This window comes from Fulvivirga maritima (assembly GCF_021389955.1).
GTDB lineage: Bacteria > Bacteroidota > Bacteroidia > Cytophagales > Cyclobacteriaceae > Fulvivirga > Fulvivirga maritima.
In genome coordinates this window covers 5,126,754-5,146,733 of record NZ_CP089980.1, presented here as the reverse complement: position 1 = coordinate 5,146,733, position 19,980 = coordinate 5,126,754, and the positions used below count along the sequence as shown (strand labels likewise).

Annotated in this window: 15 protein-coding genes; 4 read left to right on the top strand and 11 right to left on the bottom strand. The window is 37.8% G+C overall.

Annotated elements, in window-relative coordinates; all coding sequences use genetic code 11:
* Positions 1-51: 51 nt before the first annotated feature.
* The 5 genes from LVD15_RS21665 to LVD15_RS21645 form a co-directional block, all read right to left on the bottom strand.
* Entirely contained in the window at positions 52-2,547 is a 2,496-nt protein-coding gene (locus LVD15_RS21665; protein WP_233777285.1) for a leucine-rich repeat domain-containing protein, read from the bottom strand.
* An 11-nt stretch (positions 2,548-2,558) separates the two neighbouring features.
* Complete coding sequence (locus LVD15_RS21660) at positions 2,559-3,671, bottom strand: ATP-binding protein (protein WP_233777284.1); 1,113 nt, start codon at positions 3,669-3,671, stop codon at positions 2,559-2,561.
* Between the two features lie 5 nt (positions 3,672-3,676).
* Entirely contained in the window at positions 3,677-4,774 is a 1,098-nt protein-coding gene (locus tag LVD15_RS21655; protein WP_233777283.1) for a vWA domain-containing protein, read from the bottom strand.
* 180 nt (positions 4,775-4,954) lie between these two features.
* Positions 4,955-7,282, bottom strand: coding sequence for a PKD domain-containing protein (locus LVD15_RS21650; RefSeq protein WP_233777282.1), 2,328 nt, complete (start codon positions 7,280-7,282; stop codon positions 4,955-4,957).
* Positions 7,283-7,295: 13 nt separating this feature from the next.
* A complete protein-coding gene (locus LVD15_RS21645) occupies positions 7,296-8,774 on the bottom strand; it encodes a DUF7948 domain-containing protein (RefSeq protein WP_233777281.1) in 1,479 nt (492 codons plus the stop codon).
* A gap of 246 nt (positions 8,775-9,020) precedes the next feature.
* On the opposite strand from LVD15_RS21645, the gene LVD15_RS21640 reads away from it, so the two are divergent.
* From LVD15_RS21640 to LVD15_RS21630, 3 genes are read left to right on the top strand one after another with little or no spacing between them, the layout of a single operon-like run.
* Complete coding sequence (locus tag LVD15_RS21640; protein ID WP_233777280.1) at positions 9,021-9,419, top strand: outer membrane protein assembly factor BamD; 399 nt, start codon at positions 9,021-9,023, stop codon at positions 9,417-9,419.
* Complete coding sequence (locus LVD15_RS21635) at positions 9,374-11,014, top strand: tetratricopeptide repeat-containing sensor histidine kinase (RefSeq protein WP_233777279.1); 1,641 nt, start codon at positions 9,374-9,376, stop codon at positions 11,012-11,014. Before LVD15_RS21640 ends, LVD15_RS21635 begins: the two co-directional genes overlap by 46 nt.
* 1 nt (position 11,015) lies before the next feature.
* Positions 11,016-11,654 carry a response regulator transcription factor gene (locus LVD15_RS21630; protein ID WP_233777278.1) on the top strand — a complete coding sequence of 213 codons (639 nt, stop codon included), beginning with the start codon at positions 11,016-11,018 and terminating at the stop codon, positions 11,652-11,654.
* On the opposite strand, the gene LVD15_RS21625 is transcribed toward LVD15_RS21630, so the two are convergent.
* The 3 genes from LVD15_RS21625 to LVD15_RS21615 all read right to left on the bottom strand — a co-directional run bounded on the left by LVD15_RS21625 (position 11,651) and on the right by LVD15_RS21615 (position 15,223).
* Complete coding sequence (locus LVD15_RS21625) at positions 11,651-12,574, bottom strand: PorP/SprF family type IX secretion system membrane protein (protein ID WP_233777277.1); 924 nt, start codon at positions 12,572-12,574, stop codon at positions 11,651-11,653. The genes LVD15_RS21630 and LVD15_RS21625 overlap by 4 nt on opposite strands.
* A 258-nt stretch (positions 12,575-12,832) precedes the next feature.
* The gene (locus tag LVD15_RS21620; RefSeq protein ID WP_233777276.1) at positions 12,833-13,936 is read right to left on the bottom strand and encodes an NAD(P)-dependent alcohol dehydrogenase; all 1,104 of its coding nucleotides are present in this window, start codon (positions 13,934-13,936) and stop codon (positions 12,833-12,835) included.
* Positions 13,937-14,068: 132 nt separating this feature from the next.
* Positions 14,069-15,223, bottom strand: a complete 1,155-nt coding sequence (locus tag LVD15_RS21615) for an acetyltransferase domain-containing protein (RefSeq protein WP_233777275.1) — start codon at positions 15,221-15,223, stop codon at positions 14,069-14,071.
* 222 nt (positions 15,224-15,445) lie between these two features.
* On the opposite strand from LVD15_RS21615, the gene LVD15_RS21610 reads away from it, so the two are divergent.
* Positions 15,446-16,117, top strand: a complete 672-nt coding sequence (locus LVD15_RS21610; protein WP_233777274.1) for a DUF2293 domain-containing protein — start codon at positions 15,446-15,448, stop codon at positions 16,115-16,117.
* Between the two features lie 74 nt (positions 16,118-16,191).
* Here LVD15_RS21610 and LVD15_RS21605 read toward each other — a convergent pair whose 3' ends face one another.
* From LVD15_RS21605 to LVD15_RS21595, 3 genes are all read right to left on the bottom strand, one after another.
* Positions 16,192-16,482 carry a DUF1456 family protein gene (locus tag LVD15_RS21605; protein ID WP_233777273.1) on the bottom strand — a complete coding sequence of 97 codons (291 nt, stop codon included), beginning with the start codon at positions 16,480-16,482 and terminating at the stop codon, positions 16,192-16,194.
* A gap of 48 nt (positions 16,483-16,530) precedes the next feature.
* Complete coding sequence (locus LVD15_RS21600; RefSeq protein ID WP_233777272.1) at positions 16,531-17,202, bottom strand: VLRF1 family release factor; 672 nt, start codon at positions 17,200-17,202, stop codon at positions 16,531-16,533.
* Positions 17,203-17,917: 715 nt separating this feature from the next.
* Positions 17,918-19,258, bottom strand: coding sequence for a DEAD/DEAH box helicase (locus LVD15_RS21595; RefSeq protein WP_233777271.1), 1,341 nt, complete (start codon positions 19,256-19,258; stop codon positions 17,918-17,920).
* Between the last annotated feature and the right edge of the window lie 722 nt (positions 19,259-19,980).

The following is a 19,980-nucleotide window of genomic DNA, read 5'->3' as shown; positions in this document are numbered from 1 at the left end:
GCCAGCTTTGTAAGTAAGAATTAAACTTCAATAATGAACATAAACAACTGATTACCAATATATATCGCCGTATGGATTAGTCTCAGGTTTAAAAGGGTTATTCTTTACATTCCAATATAGCCTGGCATACTTTTCTACTGGTTGATTGTTAAAATCAGGGTGCACTTCATTAATCTCATTATTGTTCAATTGACAATTATCTACGTGTATAGCGGCAAACCACTGAGGTAACACCTGGATATTATTATGAGCTAGATTAAGTTTCCTGTACCTCATTCTAGCACTCAAAGCACGGGGTATCTCATTCAAATTATTTTTGCTGGCCTGTAACTCTGTAATTTGCGTTTGCTCTATTACGGACCTATCTATCTTGCTAATTTGATTACTCTCGATATTTAGATTGAATAAATTGGGCATATTCATGCCCTCAAAGCTTATTTCCTTTAGTTTGTTTTTTCCTAAATTTAGCTCTCTTAAAGCCAACTCATACTTACCCAGAAAGGGAGATTCTTTAATGCTGAAATTACTAATTGAATTAGATCTCAAGTTCAGCTTTTGAAGATGGTTTAAACAGGCTAGCTCAGGAAATTCTTCCAATTTATTGGTAGATAGATCTATTTCACGAAGCATATTTTGAGATAACTTACCTGCCACCTTTTTGATCTTATTTTTCTTAATTGAAAGGATTCTCAAATTTGTTAATGCATCGATCTCTTCAGGCATTTCTTGAAGCTTTAAGGCATCAAGATTCAGTTCTTGAAGATTAGAAAGCCCTTTAAGGAAATTAAACTGACTAATGCCTTCTACCCCGGCCAGATGTAAATTTTTCAGTTGAGATAAACCACTTAAATCAACGGTATCTTTTAGCTTATTATAAGATAGAACCAATTTTTTCAAATGGGTCTGTTTACCTATTTCTTCTCCAATGGTAAAATGACAATTTGCCATTGATAATGACTCTAAAGTAAGCTTTGGCAACACTTGAGCTAATGACTCGTAATCAAAATCCTTTCTGGTATCAAGGTTAATACTTTTTATCTGATCAAAATAAACAATAAGTGGAGATACAGTAGTAGAAACTGAAGGTTTTAGATCTAAATAGCCAAGTTGAACATCTCGTATTTGCGGGTTGTTCCCAGCGATCACATGGTGCATCAATACAAATGCAGGGAAATCGACATCAGCAACATTAGCAAGTATATTTACCTTTCTTGCCGTATTTGAAGATCTTCTAAGGCTAACCCCTCTATCCTTCTTAAGAGTTTGGAATAGACTATCTGAAGCTCTGGTTACATATAGTTTTTCGGCCTCTTTTGATAATTGTTTATCAGGATGGCTTAGTGCTATGGCAGCTATCATGGATAATACTTCTTTATTAATTCCACCGCCACTCACTATTTCAAAGGCTAATCGAAGGTTATCAGGATCATAGCTGGCTAACAAACGGTATACATTTCCTTCTACTTCAGGTTCTACCGCTTCATCAAGTAACCATTTGTTCTGACTCGTCTCTAAGAATTCCTTAAAAGCAGACTCAGTGACAAACTGAAATCCTCCTTTTAAAATAGAAACAAATTCTTCCAGCTTCGTTTTGTTTGAAACCACTGCCAAATCGCTATCTTCTAAAGAGGACGATAACTCCCATCCCACGCCCATCAGTTTTTCAGTAATGCTCTTTTTAGTCCATCCTTTTATAGAATTTGATAAGCATACACGAATTTTTGAAGCTTGCTGCGTATTAAAATCAAATTTTTGCAGTGTATCTAAAGCATTATAATTATCAGTGTACCATGCAAAAGCCATTACTTTCTGGTCTTGAGATAATTGATATGTCTCTATTTCCTCAAAAAATTTGTCTATTTTTTCTAGACCTGAATGAAGCTTGCAATGTTCAAAGCCAGCAATATAAGGCGATAGTGACTGCAGGGGCTCATATAGCCTTAAATCTAGCACCTCCAGATGATCTAGCTGAAGTATGCTTTTATCTATTTGTTCCTGAATTCTCCAGGTCTCTATCTTCAACACTTTAAGGTTATTCATCTCAGCAGCCACGGCTACAAGCTGAGATAATTCACGCTTCTTAAAGTAATCATAACCCAACACTAATGTTGATATATTGTCTAGTTTAGATAATTCTTTAGGAACTGCCTTACCATAATGATCACCCAAACTTAAACTTTTTAGTTGCGGCTGTTCATTTAAGTTTTTAATGATTGGACCTATTTTTTGGGACGCACCACTATCAAATTCAATAGATTCTAATGAAGGTAATATTGGTATATTAGTTATTTTTGATTTTCTCAGAATTAGAGTTTTAAGTTTTTTGCAGGTTGGTAGCTCTTTGGGTAAATAGCTAAGGTTTTTAACGAAAAGCTTCAAACCTTCAACATTCGGAAACCTACTTAGAATACCCTCCGGCAAGCCATCACTCCAAATACCATCGAGATCAATAACGGTTACTACTATTATATGATCATAACTATCTTGAGTTAAGGTAGACTCTAAAGTATCTGGTGTTATTTCTATATATCCTTTTAGTGAAGACATTTATTAGTTAATTACATTTTAGTTAAAATAAGTTTTCCTATCTCTGGTATGGCATACATCTTTTTAAGATGAGTCTTGCTAGAATTCACTAACTCCTGAGCCATAGAGAGCCTAAGGTCATTCGGAATGATGTCTAAAAGAATAAATGATTTTAGGTTATCAAACTCCTTATTATCTAATGACTCTTTATTGAAAAGTAAATGATTAGTCAACCTCGTCATCATTACCGAAAGAATATCTAACCGCTTAGGTTGCTGTCCTATCAATTCATTAATTTGGCCGGCAATAATTTTAAACTGACCTGAAGAAAGGATCTCCTCAGGCGATATAATTTTATCTAAATCCATTCTCACAAAATTGATAAACGCTACAGCTGTTTCTTCATCTAAACAGCCATCAGCCAGCATTTTAACTAAGTCAAGGTTTTCGTACAGATTACTGATAGGTTGAATAGATTCAAAAAACTGAACCAGAGTTCTTGGTGTAGTACGGTTGCCTGTAACAATTTCGGGATAAGTTAATACAAACTCTATTCCTCTAGCATCTATTCCTGCTTGCTCTGCCCATCGAGCCCATGATTTAACATTAAACTCCATAGTAACATGGATCATTCGTGTAATCATGGCATCATCCATAGTAGTTACAGAATAATCACCTCCATCAGGATTGGCAGTAAGCACAATCATCCATTTGCGGGGTAATTTCCAACTAATTAACTCATAGTTTTGCAAGAGCTGCATTATCCCTCTAAGTATTCGATCATCAGCCCGATTTACATCATCTATCAATAAAATTCCTGGACCCTCTTCTTTAGGAACCCACTCTGGCGGAGCAAATTGACTCACCTCTCCTGATTCAGTTTGAGAAATATGCGGCATGCCTATCAAATCACCCATCTCTTCGAACTGTGCTGGTGCTATATATACAAACTGTAGGCCTGAGTCTGTTGCTATTTTCTCTATCAACTGCGTTTTACCTATGCCATGAGTACCCCAAATACATAACGGAGTAGTATTGTTACTACCATGCTGTACCTGCATAATATGATTTACCAGCTCTGTTACCCTTTCACTATCTACCTTGGCTCCATAGGTAATAAAATCAAATTGATCTTTCTTATTCATTTGTTTTAATCTTTTTTAATCATTTTCACCTTTATTCCAGGCAGCTCTTTATAATTTTCAGTAGTGGAAGACAGACCATTTTCACTTATAATCCACATAATAGGGCACCTTGATTTTTGGTTAGGAGCAGGTGCTACTCCATCAGTAAAATATATCAAAGCATCAGGGTGATATTGCGTGTTGGCATATTCCACTGGTGGAGAAAAGTTGGTTCCACCCCCTCCCGTTACAAAATCTGGAGTGATTCCCTTATAATTATAAATTTTACCAATTTTAGCATCACATTCAACTACCTGAATTTCAGATCCACTCCTATAAATGTGGTAAAGCTCTTGGAAAAATTTGGTTAATTCACTTTTTGAAACACTACCGGAAGTGTCTATTGCAATCAATAGCTTTTGTATTCTTCTGACTTTTACGCCGGGTATAGTTCCATACCTGCGTGATGGTCTTTTAAGCGTAGACTTGATATATGTTTTTCTTGAACTCTCAGTAAATAACTTCAAAGCACGCCTCCAATCTACTTGTGGAGCTTTGGGGACAATAATAGCTTCAAGATACCTTCTAAAGTGAGCCGGTAGAGTGCCCCACGCTTTATTAGACATTTTTCCATGGGCCAGCACTATAAGATAGTCGATGCCAGACTCTAACAAACTTTTATCTAACTCTGGTAGTTGAAATATCTCAAACCAGGTAGCATGGCGTTCCAAACCATGAGAATTACGATCTATTGATTGTAGGTTTTTATAGGCCTTTGTGTGAGAAAATTGACCATTATGATTTTCCTGAAGCTCCATCAACCGCCTGTAATAGTATTGCCATCCCATTTCAGCATCGAGGTTCAGCTCGGGGAAATTATCTAAAAATATAGATTCAGCAGGTAATTGATTCCTTTCAATCATTTGATTAACCACTAAATCCATAGCGATATTTAAAATATGAGAGTCATAATTCTTTTGGTTAACCAAAGTATGCTTAAAGATGATATGCAACACCTCATGTTTAATTACTCCCAGCCTATACTCTTTTGAAGTTAAGACGTTATTCCAAAAATCATTATTGATATAGAGTACATGATTAAGCTTACGACAGCCAACAGCCATAGTGGTTATTGGATGCGGATCTGATACTACCTCTTTATTTAAACAACTGAAGATATGTGAATAGTATGGCTCCTTTAAAAGTAAAAAAATACTTATGCGAGTAACCTGTTCTAAGATGTCTTGTTTGCTTGAAATGATAATATTTTTTTTCTGAAATTGAATAATATAAACGGGTCCTACTCACTTAACAATATGTAACCAGCTCTCGCAGGTGGTCAAATCGCCTACTTTAAGTTGTACATAGTAAACTCCTGAGGCCAGGCCGGCACCATTCCAGTCGTTTTGATAGTCTGAGGACTCGTATACAAGCTTACCCCAGCGATTAAATACTTGTAGCTCTGCCACTATATCATTTTCAGAGAAGGCGATTAAATCATCGCCCATTCCTACCTGAAACACATCATTATAGCCGGGGGTAGCTGTTGGTGTTATGATATTGGGCATCATGATGTAATATGATGGTATCTGAATCATCTCTTCATATACACAAAATTCTCTTTGGGCTATAAACTTCAAGGAATAGTTGCCGTCTGCTTCATAAATATGCTCTATTTCAGGCTCTGTAGACGAGGTTCCATCTCCAAATTCAAAACGGAATTGGGCATCTTCATCTGGCGTGAGGTTGCGCACTAATACAGATGATCTGTCGAAGCAATTATTGATCAATTGATGTTCCCATTGTAGGTTTACCTCACTTACTACTCGCACATTTACCGTATCCTGATAGATACAGCCGTTTTCATCTATCACTGTAACAAAATACTGAGAAGTGGTATCTGGCTCTACGGATAATGAAGCTGAGGTAGAACTGATGGAGTCTCCTGACCAATTATATTGGTCTCCCCCTGAAGCCGATAAGGTAAAGGTTTCTCCATTACATATTTCTCCGTCATCTACTACGTTGATGTCACTCTTAAAGTAGCTAATGGTTTTTGTGTCAACATCCTGCAAATTACAGGTCTCATCGTTATAGGCCGTAAGGGTTATGGTGTATTCGCCTTCACTATCATAACTGTAATAAAGCGGCGTCTTTTCAGTAGTATTTATTATGGTGCCATCTCCATAATTCCACTTATAACTTACTGCATTCGTGCTTAAATTCTCTAAACGAATAGAATCAGGAAAGCATATATTATCATAGCCTGGCAATGTAGAGTCAGCATTGTATGACTCAAAATCTGCTTTTACATCTCTTATCAGGGTTAATTCTACGGTATCCTTTACGGTGCACCCATTTGCATCAGTTATCTCTACAAAGTATGAAGTAATATTATCGGTAGGTGCTACTACTGGCGACTGCTCCGTAGAAGTAAAGGTCTCATCAGTACTGGTCCAGGAGTAGTCTTCTCCACCATAGGCATTGAGCTGATAAGTGGCTCCTTCACACACGTCGTCATCGTCAGCAGCATATCCTTCAGCTTTAAAATAATTAATTACCTTAAAAGTAGAATCCACCTGACTACATGTAGCCAGATCGGTAATTCTCAGTTTAACTGTGTATTGCCCTTCATCTTCATATTGGTGGTAAAGCCATTTCCGATCTGTTTCTGTTTGTTTTACCACTGTGCCATCTCCAAAGTCCCAGAGAATATCTTTTCCTCCAACACTGAGGTTTTCAAACACAATGGTATCAGGATAACAAACATTATTAAAGCCTGGTGTATCAAAGGCTGTATTGTTGGTTTCCATAAGCGCTCTGAGTGATGAAAGGTCAAATTTAAAGGCGGCATTATTACAATTATTACTTCTATTAAACCTTGAATGTGCTCCAGGTGTGGTAGGAAAATCAGAAGTAGGATTATTAGTGGCATTGTTCGCTGCACAGCCAGAGCAAACGGAGTGATAAACAATGCCATATTTGTCAAAGCGTGAGGTTCCTCCATCTACGTGAGTCCTGGATTGGTTACCACCCAAATAGGTAGAATAGACTAATTCGGAAGCATCTCCATTCAGCGCCATAAAGTAAAAGTCAGAACCTGAAGTCTGGTCTTGATAAGCATCTTCAGTAATGGGCATATTATTGGTATTTGTAGGCCAGTAACCATGCGCTGAATTAATAACACCACCCCAGCCTGCTAAATAAATATTATCGCATTCATTTACTAAAAAGGCTGTAGGTGAAATATTAGGTCTGATAAAACCATTAATAGAACCTGAACCAAATACAGTGGATATTTCTAATGCACTCAAATCAGAACTAAATTTCTGCAAAAACTGTCCGCTATTAGGATTAACATACGCACCAGCTGTTACTGGCATCTGGCCAGTGGTTTGACCATAGCAATACACTTCACCATTTTCATTTAAATCCACAAAATATATCTGATCAAAAGAATTTGTACCGGTGTAAGTTGCATTAATAATGGCACTACCATCATTTGATATTCTGGCTATCCAACCATCCACAATACCATTAAAACCAGGCTGATATGCGTTTGGTGTAACCGGAAAATCAATACTGCTGGTACCTCCTGCAATTACCACCTCATTATTAATATCCAGTTTCACAGAATAAGCCGCATCATAGCCAGATCCCCCTAAAATAGGTAGACCATATAATAGAAGTTAAATCAGGGGCCATTTTCACTAATACACCGTCTGAGCCGCCTGCATAAACACTGTCTACACCATGAATAATAGGAAAATCTGACGACGTAGTTACTGAACTGACATAAACATTTCCATCTGTATCTGTTATCACATCACCTCGCATCTCATCTCCATAGTTAACGGTTAGTGGCCCGCCATAACTTTCTCTAACATTCCAGCCGTCATTACCACTTCCTCCTAAAAAAGTTGAACCTACAAGTACATCACCTTCAGAAGTTAACCTGGTGATTACAATATCCCATTGATCACTAGTGTTAAGAACACCATTAGTTATGGTCGATCCCCCATTAAATGTTTCACTTAAAGCTCCTGAACTGGTAGGATAGTCTGGAGAACTAGACAAGCCTAATACGATAAGCTCTTCACTATTTTCATCCACCAAAAGACTGGTAGGCGTATCATTTTCGGAGCCTCCTAAATAAGTAGCGTACAAGAAACGACTTCCTAAAGAATCATATTTAATGATAGCCATATCAAAACTACCTCCATGAGAAGTCTGAAAAGCGCCTGTAGTAGCAGGAAATGACCGTCCTACTGCTTGGATAGTAATTCCTGCTGAATAAAGCGTACCATGCTCACCCGGAGTAGCTGTACTTCCCCAGTTATCAGCTGTAGATCCGGAGTAGGTAGAAAAGATTAATAAAGGATCAATTACCAATTCCTGGCATTCGTCATAGCCATCAGGAAATGAAAAAGAAGCCACTTTTCCGTTTAATTGATATTCGCTGGCCACATGTTGCTTTTCAATGGCTTGCTGCTGATATGTAAAAGGTTTTAATTCTGATAAAGTACCTATTGAAGAAGTCAGCTCCAGGTTATGGTTTTTCTTTTGAATATCATTTAAACCATCATATTCAAGCTTTATCTGAGAAGGATCGGCTCCCGGCTCTACTATAAAATCATACTTAAGATTATTTCCTTGAGAAGAAACACGAAAATCTATTCCTTCATAAATATCTTCATAGAGTATACTCGCATAAGAAAGCACATGAGCAGCCCATTGGCAAGAGTCACTGCCTATGAAATAGTTATAATGTCCGTCCAAAGGCTCGCCTATAATTATTCTGGCTTGTTGGTTAGCCCCTAACAATTTTATTTTGAAGAAATGACCTGGAATTGGCTCATCAACAATTTCTCCTGTAGCTTCACTATAAGCTTTATGTCCGGCCACGTGCTGCTCTTCGGCTTTGGCCATATCTAACAGTTGTACAGAGAAACCCTCTGCCGATACCCCTACTCTTCCTCCCGGCACATCTGCCTGAAAATCAATATCATCATTCCATTGACCTTTATTTTGAATGAACTTTAACGCTGACTGATTCTGCCCTATTACCTGAATAGAAATAGATAAAAAACACAAGAGCAGTATGGAAATGGATACTAACCTCATAACCTTAGAAATGACCAAAAAAATTATCTCTCCTTAAATAAAAACAATAATAATAAATATTATTACAGAGTCCGAATGTTGAGTAGGATAATCCAAGGACTACACCTCCTACTATGCAATATTTTTTAAAGAAATAGTAATAACATTGTTTTAACTGATTTTCACCCTAGCCGTAACTAAAAAATAATCTATAAATTTGAGTAGCCAATAAGGTCCGTTCATCTGATGAGGTTCTATTACCATATTATGTTATTGATCAATTTTAAAAGAAGAATACCCTCACAATTCTTCTTATTACTTTCTGCTATACTTCTGTCAGTTACAGCATACGGAACTACTCCCACTGTTAGTCTTACTTACGAAAACATTGCTCAAATTCAGGCTCAGTATGATTCATCTAAGCTAACCAATCCACATGCGGCTCTAAAATTGGCTCAAAAAATAGAGCAATTTTATCTGACTCAAGGCGATGCTGAAAGTTATGCTAATGCCCTTTTTATGGTAGGTTACAGCTACTATGAAATAGGTGATTATGATAAGGCAACTGCTAAACTTAAAGAAGCGGTAAAAGCATTAACCGCTCCTCTTCTCCAAAGAGCTTGTGTAGCAGCTATAAATGGCTGGGTAGTGCCGCTAAAGCATTAAATGAAAGAGAAAAAGCCATGGGCTATTATAAAAAGGCCCTTGATATAGCCATAGAGCATCAATTAGATAATGAAAGCTATAGAATTGAGAATAATATAGGTATTCTTTATCTGGAGAGCGATCATTTTGACAAAGCCATTGAATCATTCAAAAAGAGTGCAGATAACACTATGGCTCCGAGAGACAAGGCCATTTCCATGGCTAACATTGCCCTCGGATATCAAAAAATGGAGGAGTTTGATGAAGCACTAAAGTACTACCATAAAAGCATGGAGTACTGTGGTAAACTCAGTGGAGATAAGCACGAGTGTGAAATGCAAGCCCTGCAAGGATTTGCAGGAATAGCTTTAGAACGAAACCTATTTGATGAGGCACTAAGTTATAATAAGTCCATCAGAGATTATCAGGAAGAGCGCAATCTGGTGCACGAACTGTTTATCACTTATAACCGCATAGGACTTATTTATGATGGCAAACGCAATATAAAAGGTGCTGTTGAGTATTTTAACAAGGCTATTGCCATAGCTGACAGCCTTCAATCAGAGCTTATACCTTATTTATACGCCAACTTGTCTGTGGCTTATGAAAATGCCAACCAATATAAATTGGCCTTAAAGTACGACAAGGTCTTTCATCATAAAAAAGATAGTATTTCGGCCTTAAAAGATCAAATTAAGCTAGAAAAGCTATTGGCCGATTACGAATTTGATAAGAAGGAGCATGAGATCAGCCTCTTAAAAAAAGAAGGCGAGTTACAAGCCACTTTGTTAGAGAGCAGACAAAATGAAATAAGAAGACAGCACATTATCCGCAATATCGTAATTATAAGCTCCGCTATCATAGCTATAATAGCCTTTATAGCCTTCCGCATTTACAGACAAAAAGTAAAGAATAAAGAGGCTCTGGCATTGAAAAATGAAGAACTTAATAAACAGGAAACACTGGAACTTCTAAGAAAGTATGAACTGAAAACAGTTAAAGCCTTTGTAGATGGACAAGAACGAGAAAAAAAGCGAGTAGCTCAAGAACTGCACGATAACATAGCCGGAAGCCTGGCTGCCATAAAAATGCGAGTACAAAAGCTGCTCACTAATAATGATCAGTTGGCCACTCTCCTGCCTCAAATTGATAGCGTATATAGCGAAGTGCGAACCATTTCGCATCACTTAACTCCTGACAAGGCTACCATTGGCTCACACACTGATTTTATAAGTCATTATTTAAAAAATATTGAGGATGTAGCTCCCTTTGAGCTTAACTTTTATTTTGAGGGAGAGCAACACATTTCATTACTTACTGATAGTATGAAAATAGAGCTGTACAGGGTTATTCAGGAAGCTATACAAAATGCCTCCAAGCATGCCCATGCAGATAACCTTGAAATTCAGCTGATGGTGGGTGAAGAACTGGTTAACCTTATCATAGAAGATGACGGTGTAGGATTCAACCCAGGAGAAAAATCAATGGGCATAGGACTGCGCAATATGAAAAACCGAGTAGAAAATCTTGAAGGAACTTTACATATAGATACTTACCCTAAGCGTGGAACTATCATTAATATAGACATTCCTTTATCAAAACATAAGAATAATTAGGATGGAAAAAATTAGCATAATCATCATAGACGATCATAAAATATTTCTCGAAGGCATCAGCTCCTTATTAGAAGATGTACCTAATTTCGAGATTATAGGCACCGCTGGTAATGACAAAGAGGCCTATAGATTGTTAGAAGAGCATCAGATTAACCTGGTTATCTGTGATATCAGTATGCCTGAGATCAATGGTCTGGATCTATGCGTAGCTATTAAGAAAAAATACCCTGATACCAATACGCTTATCCTCAGCTCTCATGGTGATATTCAGTCCATAAGTCGTGGAGTAAAATATGAAGTTGATGGCTATCTATTGAAAAATACAGCTAAAGACGAATTGATAAAGGCCATTGAAACCATCCATAATGGAGGCAACTACTTCTCTAAGGACGTAAAAGACCTTTATATTAAAAATGCCTTTGAGCGAAAAAGCCTTCCTGAGCAGCCTCGTTTAAGCAAAAAGGAAATAGGAATACTACGCCTAATTGCCGAAGAGTATACCACTCAGGAAATAGCCGATAAAATCTTTATCAGCCAAAATACGGTGAATACGCATAGAAGAAATCTGCTTACTAAGCTGAATGTTAAAAATACAGCAGGACTGGTTCGTTATGCAGTAGAAAATCAGTTATTAGATTAATTATGCTTAAAACCACCTGCTGGCCTAATGCTTAACAAGATACCACTGGTATTATTAAGTTCTTCTGGTTGATTTTCATTGAGCCCTAAATCAAAATAATATACTAATCGCATAGATTTACCCAGGTGCAGCGCTGTGGTGAAATTTAGCCCTTTGGCGGTTTGGTAGCCTGCGCCTATTTCAAACAGGTTGTTAAATTCAACTATGGCATTGGTATCAAATTGCATAGGGGCTCCTTCTACATTTCTCACCAAAAGGGCCGTTTTCAAAAATGTCTTATGATTAAGTGCTGTTTTATAACCTCCCTGCAGGTAATAATGGTTTTGCATGTTTAAATCTCCTTCGCTGAAAAAGGAATGATATAACCTTGGAGAGGAAATACCCAAATAAAAATTTCTGCAACTAAAAAACAAACCTACGCCAAAGTACGGTACTGTTTCATTAATATTGCTGGCGAAGTTAGGATCATCATACATGCCCAGGCTTAGCAGGTCTTCTCTTACATTGCTGAAACCCGCTTGCAGGCCAAATGACAATACTTTAGGATAGAAGCCATTGCTAGTATACGAGTTTTTGTTTTGAGAAATCAGCTTATAAGCATAACTCACATAAACATCAGTGGTAGAAGTGACTCCTATTTTATCATAAGCCAGTCCGCCACCTAAGCCCATGTTTTTTCTATAACCGGGCAGTAATCCGTTTACCGTAGCATTAATATACTGCGGAGCTCCATCAACATGTGGAATAGATGAGCCTGCCCCTAAAGAGACATCAGTAACTCCATAATACCCGCTATATGCCGGGTTGATGGTCATCATGCTATAAGTATAAGTAGATAAGGCTGGCCTTTGCTGAGCCCAACTGGTATTGGAAAGAAATAGAAAAAATGCCAGTAACGAAAAAATGTAAAGTCTCCTCATTTAATTAGGTTTTCAAGTAAATCAAATACAAGGAAGACATGAGCAGCGTCGTTACTATTAGCAGTACCAGTCTTTAAACATGTTGCTTGAGTCATCCTATTCTGTTTTAATAAGAAAGCTCAAAACTAGATATACGCTTACTCTAATAAATCACCATAAATAAGTATAAAGTAAAATCATTAATAATAGCAAAGGGCAAAAAACACAAAAAGCAGCCTTGTGAGCTGCTTTTAAATGATGGGTGATATTAAGCCTCCATTAAGATGGCATTTTAATAATAGCTTTAATAGTAGTGCCTTTTTCAGCATCTTCTACCGCCTTATTAAATTCTTCGAACTCATAGTATTTAACGAGTTTATCAAAAGGGAATAACCCTGCTTTGTATAGTTCTATGAGTTTCGGTATGTAAACATCAGGATTACTATCTCCTTCATTTACAAATGAAATGCTCTTACCTGTTTGAATTACCGGAGCATCGAGTTCTAATTTTTCAGCTGCAACCAGCACTATAGTCATGTGACCTTTAATCTTAACGGCTCCCATGGCATCACTGATCACGGCGTTTCTTCCGGTGGTGTCTAAACCATAATCAAGCCCTTTAGGAGCTATTTCTGAAAGCACATAATCAGATATTTTCTGGTCTTTACTGTTAATGGTATGCGTAGCGCCTAGTTCTTTAGCCAGTTCCAATCGGCTATCATGAATATCTGCAGCTACAATGGTGGTACAACCTGCCAGCTTAGCCGCCATAATAGCACTAAGACCTACAGCCCCTACTCCTACTACCACTATGCTATCTCCAGGTCTTGCGTTTAAGAAATTAAGTACTGTACCACTACCGGTTTGGAATCCACAACCCAGAGGCCCAAGGAGCTCAATAGGCACGTCTTTATCTACTTTTACTACATTATTTTCTTTAACTAATGAGTAATTAGCAAAAGATGACTGGCCAAAGAAGCCTGATCCCATTTCTTTACCTTCATGGTTATGATATGGGCAGCTACCATCATGCTTATGTCCGCCAAAGTTAAGCTCCATAAAGTTCAGACAATAAGCGGGGTGTCCTTCTACACAATTTTCACATTTACCGCAACTAGCCGGAGCCATTACTACATGATCTCCTGCCTCTACTTTGGTAACAGCGCTTCCTACTTGCTCCACTATTCCTGATCCTTCATGACCAAATACCGCTGGCTTAGGAAAAGGGAAATAGTCATCACGCATAATCAAATCGGTATGACAGATACCCGTGGCCACTACCTTTACTAAAATATCGTTAGGGCCAAGTTGCTGATCTAATTGAATGTCTTCAATGTTAAACCTACCTCCTGTCTCGTTTATTACTGCTGCTTTCACATTCATTGTTGTAACATTAATTTTTCCATAAAACTAACTTAAAATACGAAAAAGCCACAGAACAGTTCATTAAATAATGTTAATAATCACTAAATGCTGCATAGAAAACTGACGACTACCTATCATCTAATGAAAAAACTAGAAATATTTTAATAATTGGGATGAACTTCTTTTTTTGAACTGAGCAAACTTCTTTGTTGGATAGTAAAGCAGTGCAAACAAGATAAAACTGATCACCCATACTTGCCATACATGATCTACACCAAAGTAGCTTCCATGATTTATACCGAATACGGCCACACAGATCTGATATATAATTAGCAATACATACAAATGAATAATATAGAAAAACATAGGGGCTGATCCATATGTCCTTAATATTTTAGACCACTTGGAGCTTGAATGCATTTTCTCAAACCCCAGAAGAAGAAACATACCAATACCCAAAGTCAGCAGTATAAAATCAAGTGAAGGAGGATATTTGGTATAATTAAGAAAGTCCATGACTGTGAACATGAAGCGCTCATGAATCACCCAGTCTTCAGTTTCCCCATAAAGATTAAAGCCCCTCAAAATAAAAAGGAGAGCAAATAATAGTGTTCCAATCATTATGAGGTATTGATGCCTTTTTTTCGGTTTTAAAGCCGCGTTAAATAATGGCCCTGCAAAGTATCCTAAGGCTATAACGCCTATCCATGGTAACACAGGATATGAAACTTTAACATTCACGGCCCCGTCCGCAATCAAGTAGCCTCTATCATGCAGAATAGTCCATAGGAAATAGCCGCTTTCTTCTGGTTGAAAATTAATATGAGTAAGTGCATTATGTCCGAACACTATTATAAAACCTAACAAACCAATACACCATCTTGGCAATTTACTTAAAATGGAAAGCGCAATCATACTCAGCCCAATGGCCCAAATAACCTGCAAGTAGACCGTGTGATATGCTCCAAACCAAGAGAAATTAACTACAGTAACCTCAACTAAAATAAGAAAAAGGCCTCTTTTTAGTAGAAATGAGGAGGCAGAACGCGGTTCTTTATTTAATGGGTGCGCATAAAGCCAAGCAGAAAGACCTGTAAGAAAAACAAAAACTGGTGCGCACAAATGGGCGGAAAGGCGCGTAAAAAATAAGCCCGGATCTGTGCTTTCTACATCCATAGGATCGAGCACCTGCTGATGCAAGAAAAAGCGTTCCCTAGTATGATCTACTAACATAATCATCATCACTAATCCTCTCAATATATCTATTGAAGAGATTCTACCACCGCTTTTTAATTCTCTTTCCATTTGTATTAAAGTATGATTTTAGCGAATTCGTTGCGTATTGCTAAAAGGAAGTGCAAAAGTAGTTCAATTTTATGTAAATGCAACATTGATGCGTATAGAATTATATCAGGATACATTCCTTCCACAAGTAAAATGACCTCATTGGGTACTAAGATTGACTAACATCTTTAATATTATCATAGGATTTTCTGTCTAACTTTGCGCCCTCAAAAACTAATCTCTATGCCCAACCCCAGAATCATGAGTCCCGGTGAAAATGGGAATGTTATTAATGAATTTGGTTTACCAGAACAACCTCCCAAAGGCTGGACATTTCTGCCTGCAGGCGATGCGGCTGTAACCCGAAAAGTTACTGCTAAAGGAGATTTCTGGAGGGTACAGGTAAAGAAAGGCAGACGAATACAGTCATTGGGAATTTGGGCTCCGGCTGAACATATTGCTGAAGCCAAAAAAGCGGTAGATGCCATGCGAGCTGCTCCTGATTACGAAAAGAAAAAGGCAAGCGCTGCCAAGTCGAGAGACAAGAAGCAGGCGGCTTATAAACTAGAATTTGAGCAAGCGGTCAAAAAACATCTGAATTTTCATTCTAAATATAAGGCCTTTGAATCAAAAATGGCCCACTTGGTTACGGAACATGCTATTCCTGTAGGCAGTGGCACTGTGGCTCGCACCGCCATGATTCCTATAGAAGAAAGGGCTGGCAAAGCTGTTATCGCCTGGATGCGCCATAAAACCACTAACTATGATAATATGAAAATTGCCCGGGTAAAAGGTGAAAGAAGAGCTGTGAGAAGGAAGCTGGCTCAAGGCTCGTTTAAGATTCTCAACTCCTATCGTAGAGGTGATGATATCGTTGAAGGCTGCTTGCTTAACAAAGTACTAAGTAAGGCTTAATTCAAGATATAGAATAAGGTTTGAATTAGAGAATCATTGAATAACGAATCATTAAAATATTAATATTCAGTTAATTATGAATTCTTTTTACTGATCACCCCTTTCTTAATTTCCTTTTTCGGCCTCTCTCCTCTTAAATGAATAATCAGGCCATCAAGAAAATTTCTTAAGATCTGGTCGCCAGCTTCTACAAACTTCGGGTGATCTTCACTTCTAAACATATCGCCCAGAGCCCCCTTAGTTATTTTGAAATCTACCTTTTCCAGTATTTCAATAATTTGTTCATCTCTTAGTTTGTGGGCTACTCTTAGTTTTTTAAGTATATCGTTATTAGTAAGCATAGATATGTCTGAATTGAGGCGCAAAGTTATGATTTTTTATGGTCAATGCGCAGACATTCAGGGAAAGTGCCATCAGATGAATAACTCAAACATATCTTTATCTTCTTCATCATAAAAAAGCATAGGAGCCATCAGTTTTTTAATTGCTGCATCCAGGTTAGTATAGTTAGACTGTGGAATATGCACTGGTATTTTATAAAGCCGTTCATCTTTCTTATCAAAAGGGCAAGGTTCTTTAGCATTATAGAGATAAGGAATCAGGGTTGAATTACAATTTAAGGCGATTCTATCAAATTCATAGTCTTCAAACAAGTCTGTAAGAGTGATATTAATATTCTCAAAAAACTCCGTGGTAGCCGCCAGCCGCACACGTGAACCTGCTCTTGATTTCCCCTTTTTATTTAAATATTTGATTTGACTAAAGCCCTGCTTCTTCCGAGTCATATATGCCGAAAAGGTAGTGTGATAATCATTTTCCTTACCTTCCATAATACAAATGGCAGCATAGCCAGATTCTATACTTACATAAAGCACCGTAGCCAATTCATCTAAAACTCGTAATTGGTCATTAATTACAAGATGCAATGGCAAGCGAACAAAGCCTACTCTATCAAAATTTTCATCCTTGAGGTGAATAAGGTGCTTCTTGAAATCATATTCATAATGAGGGAAACCACTCCTGATTTTTAGAAATATTTCCTCAAATGGAATATGATATAAATTGATAGTTTTCAGTTCATGCAAAGCAGTATGGTTTTAAAACAGAGAACAAGTGTAAGCTATTTTTTGTGAATATTTAGTTTGTGAATTCTAAATAACAAAAAGTTGCGCTATAAGATTTGATGAATTGATATTCTTCTTATTAAGAATAAGCGGTTATGCTTCAGGAATAAGGAATTTGATTATAATCATTACAGTGGCATCGTCACCTTCCCTATCTGGTAATTACGAGGAAGATATGACGAAGTAATCTCGGAGCTATGGAAAGCGGACTGCTCTGGTCTGCAGAAGCTACTTCGAGATTACTTCACTACACTTCGTTTCGTTCGCAATTACCATTATAATACTATCATCATTTACCGTCATCCCTGCCGAAACGAAGTGAAGAGCAGGGATCTCGCTGTTCAGATAGCACTAACCGAACAGTGAGATTCCTGATATCATTGCGCTATGCTCCATGATTCAGGAATGACGGCTTTCAAATGCTATTACAGACACGCCTGAGTTCAGAGGTAATGTAGCTTTTTTGTTACTTTTTTTGATCGATTGCAAAAAAGTAAAGAACCTAAGCTATAGAATGTAGACAGTGGATTAACCAAGCAAACAGCTGTTTGAAAAGCTTTCCTTAAACCAATCAATAGATCTCTCCTACCGATGAGAAGACCCCGGATTTTAGGGAGGAGATTAAGTTAATTCTAATGATGCGTTTAAATCCAAGCTTACGCTGTTACAAATAACACTACCTCTTCTTCTTATTCTGATTTTTATCTCCTCTGGTTTTAGGCTTCTTATACTTAGCTGCTATTTTTGCTTTGTAAGAACTGCCTGAGTTTACTTTCATATTTTTAGGCTTCTTCTCAGCATCTTTTACCTTAGTCTTTATTTTATTGTGCTTTCCATAGCTACCTTGTTTTTCTTTTGGTCGCTCTTCAGGTATTAGCTCATGATTAATGGTTACTTCTTCGGGAAACTCTAACTCTTCAATTCTTAAGCCCATCAGGTGTTCTATGGCTTCTTTTTCTGTAATTTCCTGATCGGTATAAAAAAGTATGGCCTCTCCTTTTTCAGAAGCTCTACCTGTTCTACCAATACGATGCATGTAGTTCTCAGGGAATTTTGGCGTATCCATATTAATCACATGGCTCACTTTCTGAAAATCCAATCCACGCGCAATCACGTCAGTAGCTACTAGTACACGCAACGCCCCACTTTCAAACTCTTCTACGGTTCTGAGCCTATGATTTTGTGTTTTATTAGAATGAATAACGCCAATGCCTGACCCTACATTTTCTCCCAGCTTTTCGTGTAACAGATCGGCCAATCTCTTGCTGGAAACAAAAACAAGGACTTTACTATAAGTTGCCTTATCATGCAGCAAGTCGGATAATAAGTTGATTTTTGTGTTAAAATTCAAAACACGATAACACGTCTGTGAAATGTTCTCTAAGGGCGTACCACTAACAGCTACGGTTAATTGCTCTGGCAGATGGAAGAAATCCTTTATCAGCTCATCCACTTCATCAGTCATGGTAGCTGAAAACATAATATTCTGACGTTTAGAAGGCAGTAGTTCAAACAAACGGTTAATCTGTGTTCTAAAGCCCATATCCAGCATCACATCTACCTCATCTATCACCAGTTTTTTTGTCTCCTTCATGCTTACCGCACGAGCCAGCATGAGGTCGTACAGTCGACCGGGAGTAGCTACAATTACATCTTGTCCTTCGGCTAAGGCTTCTTTCTGCAACCTGATATTAGATTCACCAAATATGCCTAATGTTCTGATAGTGATATAAGTAGTCAAGCTCTCAATGGCAGCAACCACCTGAGTGACCAGCTCACGAGTGGGCACTAATATAAGCACCCTTGGGTTTGGACTCTTTGAGAATTTTAAATCCTGAAGCAACGGCAGCAGATAGGCCAAGGTTTTACCTGTACCCGTTTGAGAAACCCCTACTACATCTTTTCCTGCAGCAATTACAGGAAAGGCCTTCTCCTGGATTTCAGTTGCTTCCGTAAAACCTAATTCATCAATTGCATTGCGCAACTGATTATTGATTTTAAATTCATCAAAATTCATGTCGTTCTCTTTTGGCAAACTACAAAGCTAAAGATTTTGATGGTTTATTAGATGAATTCAGTTGAAGGATTGCGTTATTACTCCATTAGCTGGTAGAGGTGGTTGGTAAGGAATTACCGTCAATGCAGTTGAAGCTAAAAAAGGCATTTTAATAGACTGGAAACAGTAAGCGATATTGGAAGCCAAACCTTCCCTATCTGGTAATTACGAGGAAGATATGACCAAGTAATCTGGGAGTTGTGGAAAGTAGGCTGCACAGGAAAGCAGAAGCAACTTCGAGATTGCTTCACTGCACTTCGTTGCGTTCGCAATTACCATTATAAGTACTATCATCATTTACCGTCATCCCGGCCGCAACGAAGTGAAGAGCCGGGATCTCGCTGTTCAGATAACACTAACCGAACGGTGAGATTCCTGATATCATTGCGCTATGCTCCATGATTCAGGAATGACGGATTTCAAATACTAATACAGCTACGCCAGCACTCAGAAGTAATGTAGCTTTTTTTGTTACTTTTTTGATCGATTGTAAAAAAGTAAGGAACACAAGCTATAGAATATAGACAGTAGATTATAAAAGCAAGAAGGTGCTTGAAGAACCTATCTTAAACCAACAAATAAACCTCTCCCGCTGGCGAGAAGACCTTAGGTTTTGTTTAGAGGCTATATTTTTATATAATGTAAAAACTTCGTTCTTACGGGAGGTAAATCCAATAGAAGAA

What these genes read in the sequence shown, in the direction of transcription:
- LVD15_RS21665 (WP_233777285.1), bottom strand. Translation starts at nt 2,547, where the DNA reads ATGTCTTCACTAAAAGGATATATAGAAATAACACCAGATACTTTAGAG.
- LVD15_RS21660 (WP_233777284.1), bottom strand. Translation starts at nt 3,671, where the DNA reads ATGAATAAGAAAGATCAATTTGATTTTATTACCTATGGAGCCAAGGTA.
- LVD15_RS21655 (WP_233777283.1), bottom strand. Translation starts at nt 4,774, where the DNA reads ATGGCTGTTGGCTGTCGTAAGCTTAATCATGTACTCTATATCAATAAT.
- LVD15_RS21645 (WP_233777281.1), bottom strand. Translation starts at nt 8,774, where the DNA reads ATGAGGTTAGTATCCATTTCCATACTGCTCTTGTGTTTTTTATCTATT.
- LVD15_RS21640 (WP_233777280.1), top strand. Translation starts at nt 9,021, where the DNA reads ATGTTATTGATCAATTTTAAAAGAAGAATACCCTCACAATTCTTCTTA.
- LVD15_RS21630 (WP_233777278.1), top strand. Translation starts at nt 11,016, where the DNA reads ATGGAAAAAATTAGCATAATCATCATAGACGATCATAAAATATTTCTC.
- LVD15_RS21625 (WP_233777277.1), bottom strand. Translation starts at nt 12,574, where the DNA reads ATGAGGAGACTTTACATTTTTTCGTTACTGGCATTTTTTCTATTTCTT.
- LVD15_RS21620 (WP_233777276.1), bottom strand. Translation starts at nt 13,936, where the DNA reads ATGAATGTGAAAGCAGCAGTAATAAACGAGACAGGAGGTAGGTTTAAC.
- LVD15_RS21615 (WP_233777275.1), bottom strand. Translation starts at nt 15,223, where the DNA reads ATGGAAAGAGAATTAAAAAGCGGTGGTAGAATCTCTTCAATAGATATA.
- LVD15_RS21610 (WP_233777274.1), top strand. Translation starts at nt 15,446, where the DNA reads ATGCCCAACCCCAGAATCATGAGTCCCGGTGAAAATGGGAATGTTATT.
- LVD15_RS21595 (WP_233777271.1), bottom strand. Translation starts at nt 19,258, where the DNA reads ATGAATTTTGATGAATTTAAAATCAATAATCAGTTGCGCAATGCAATT.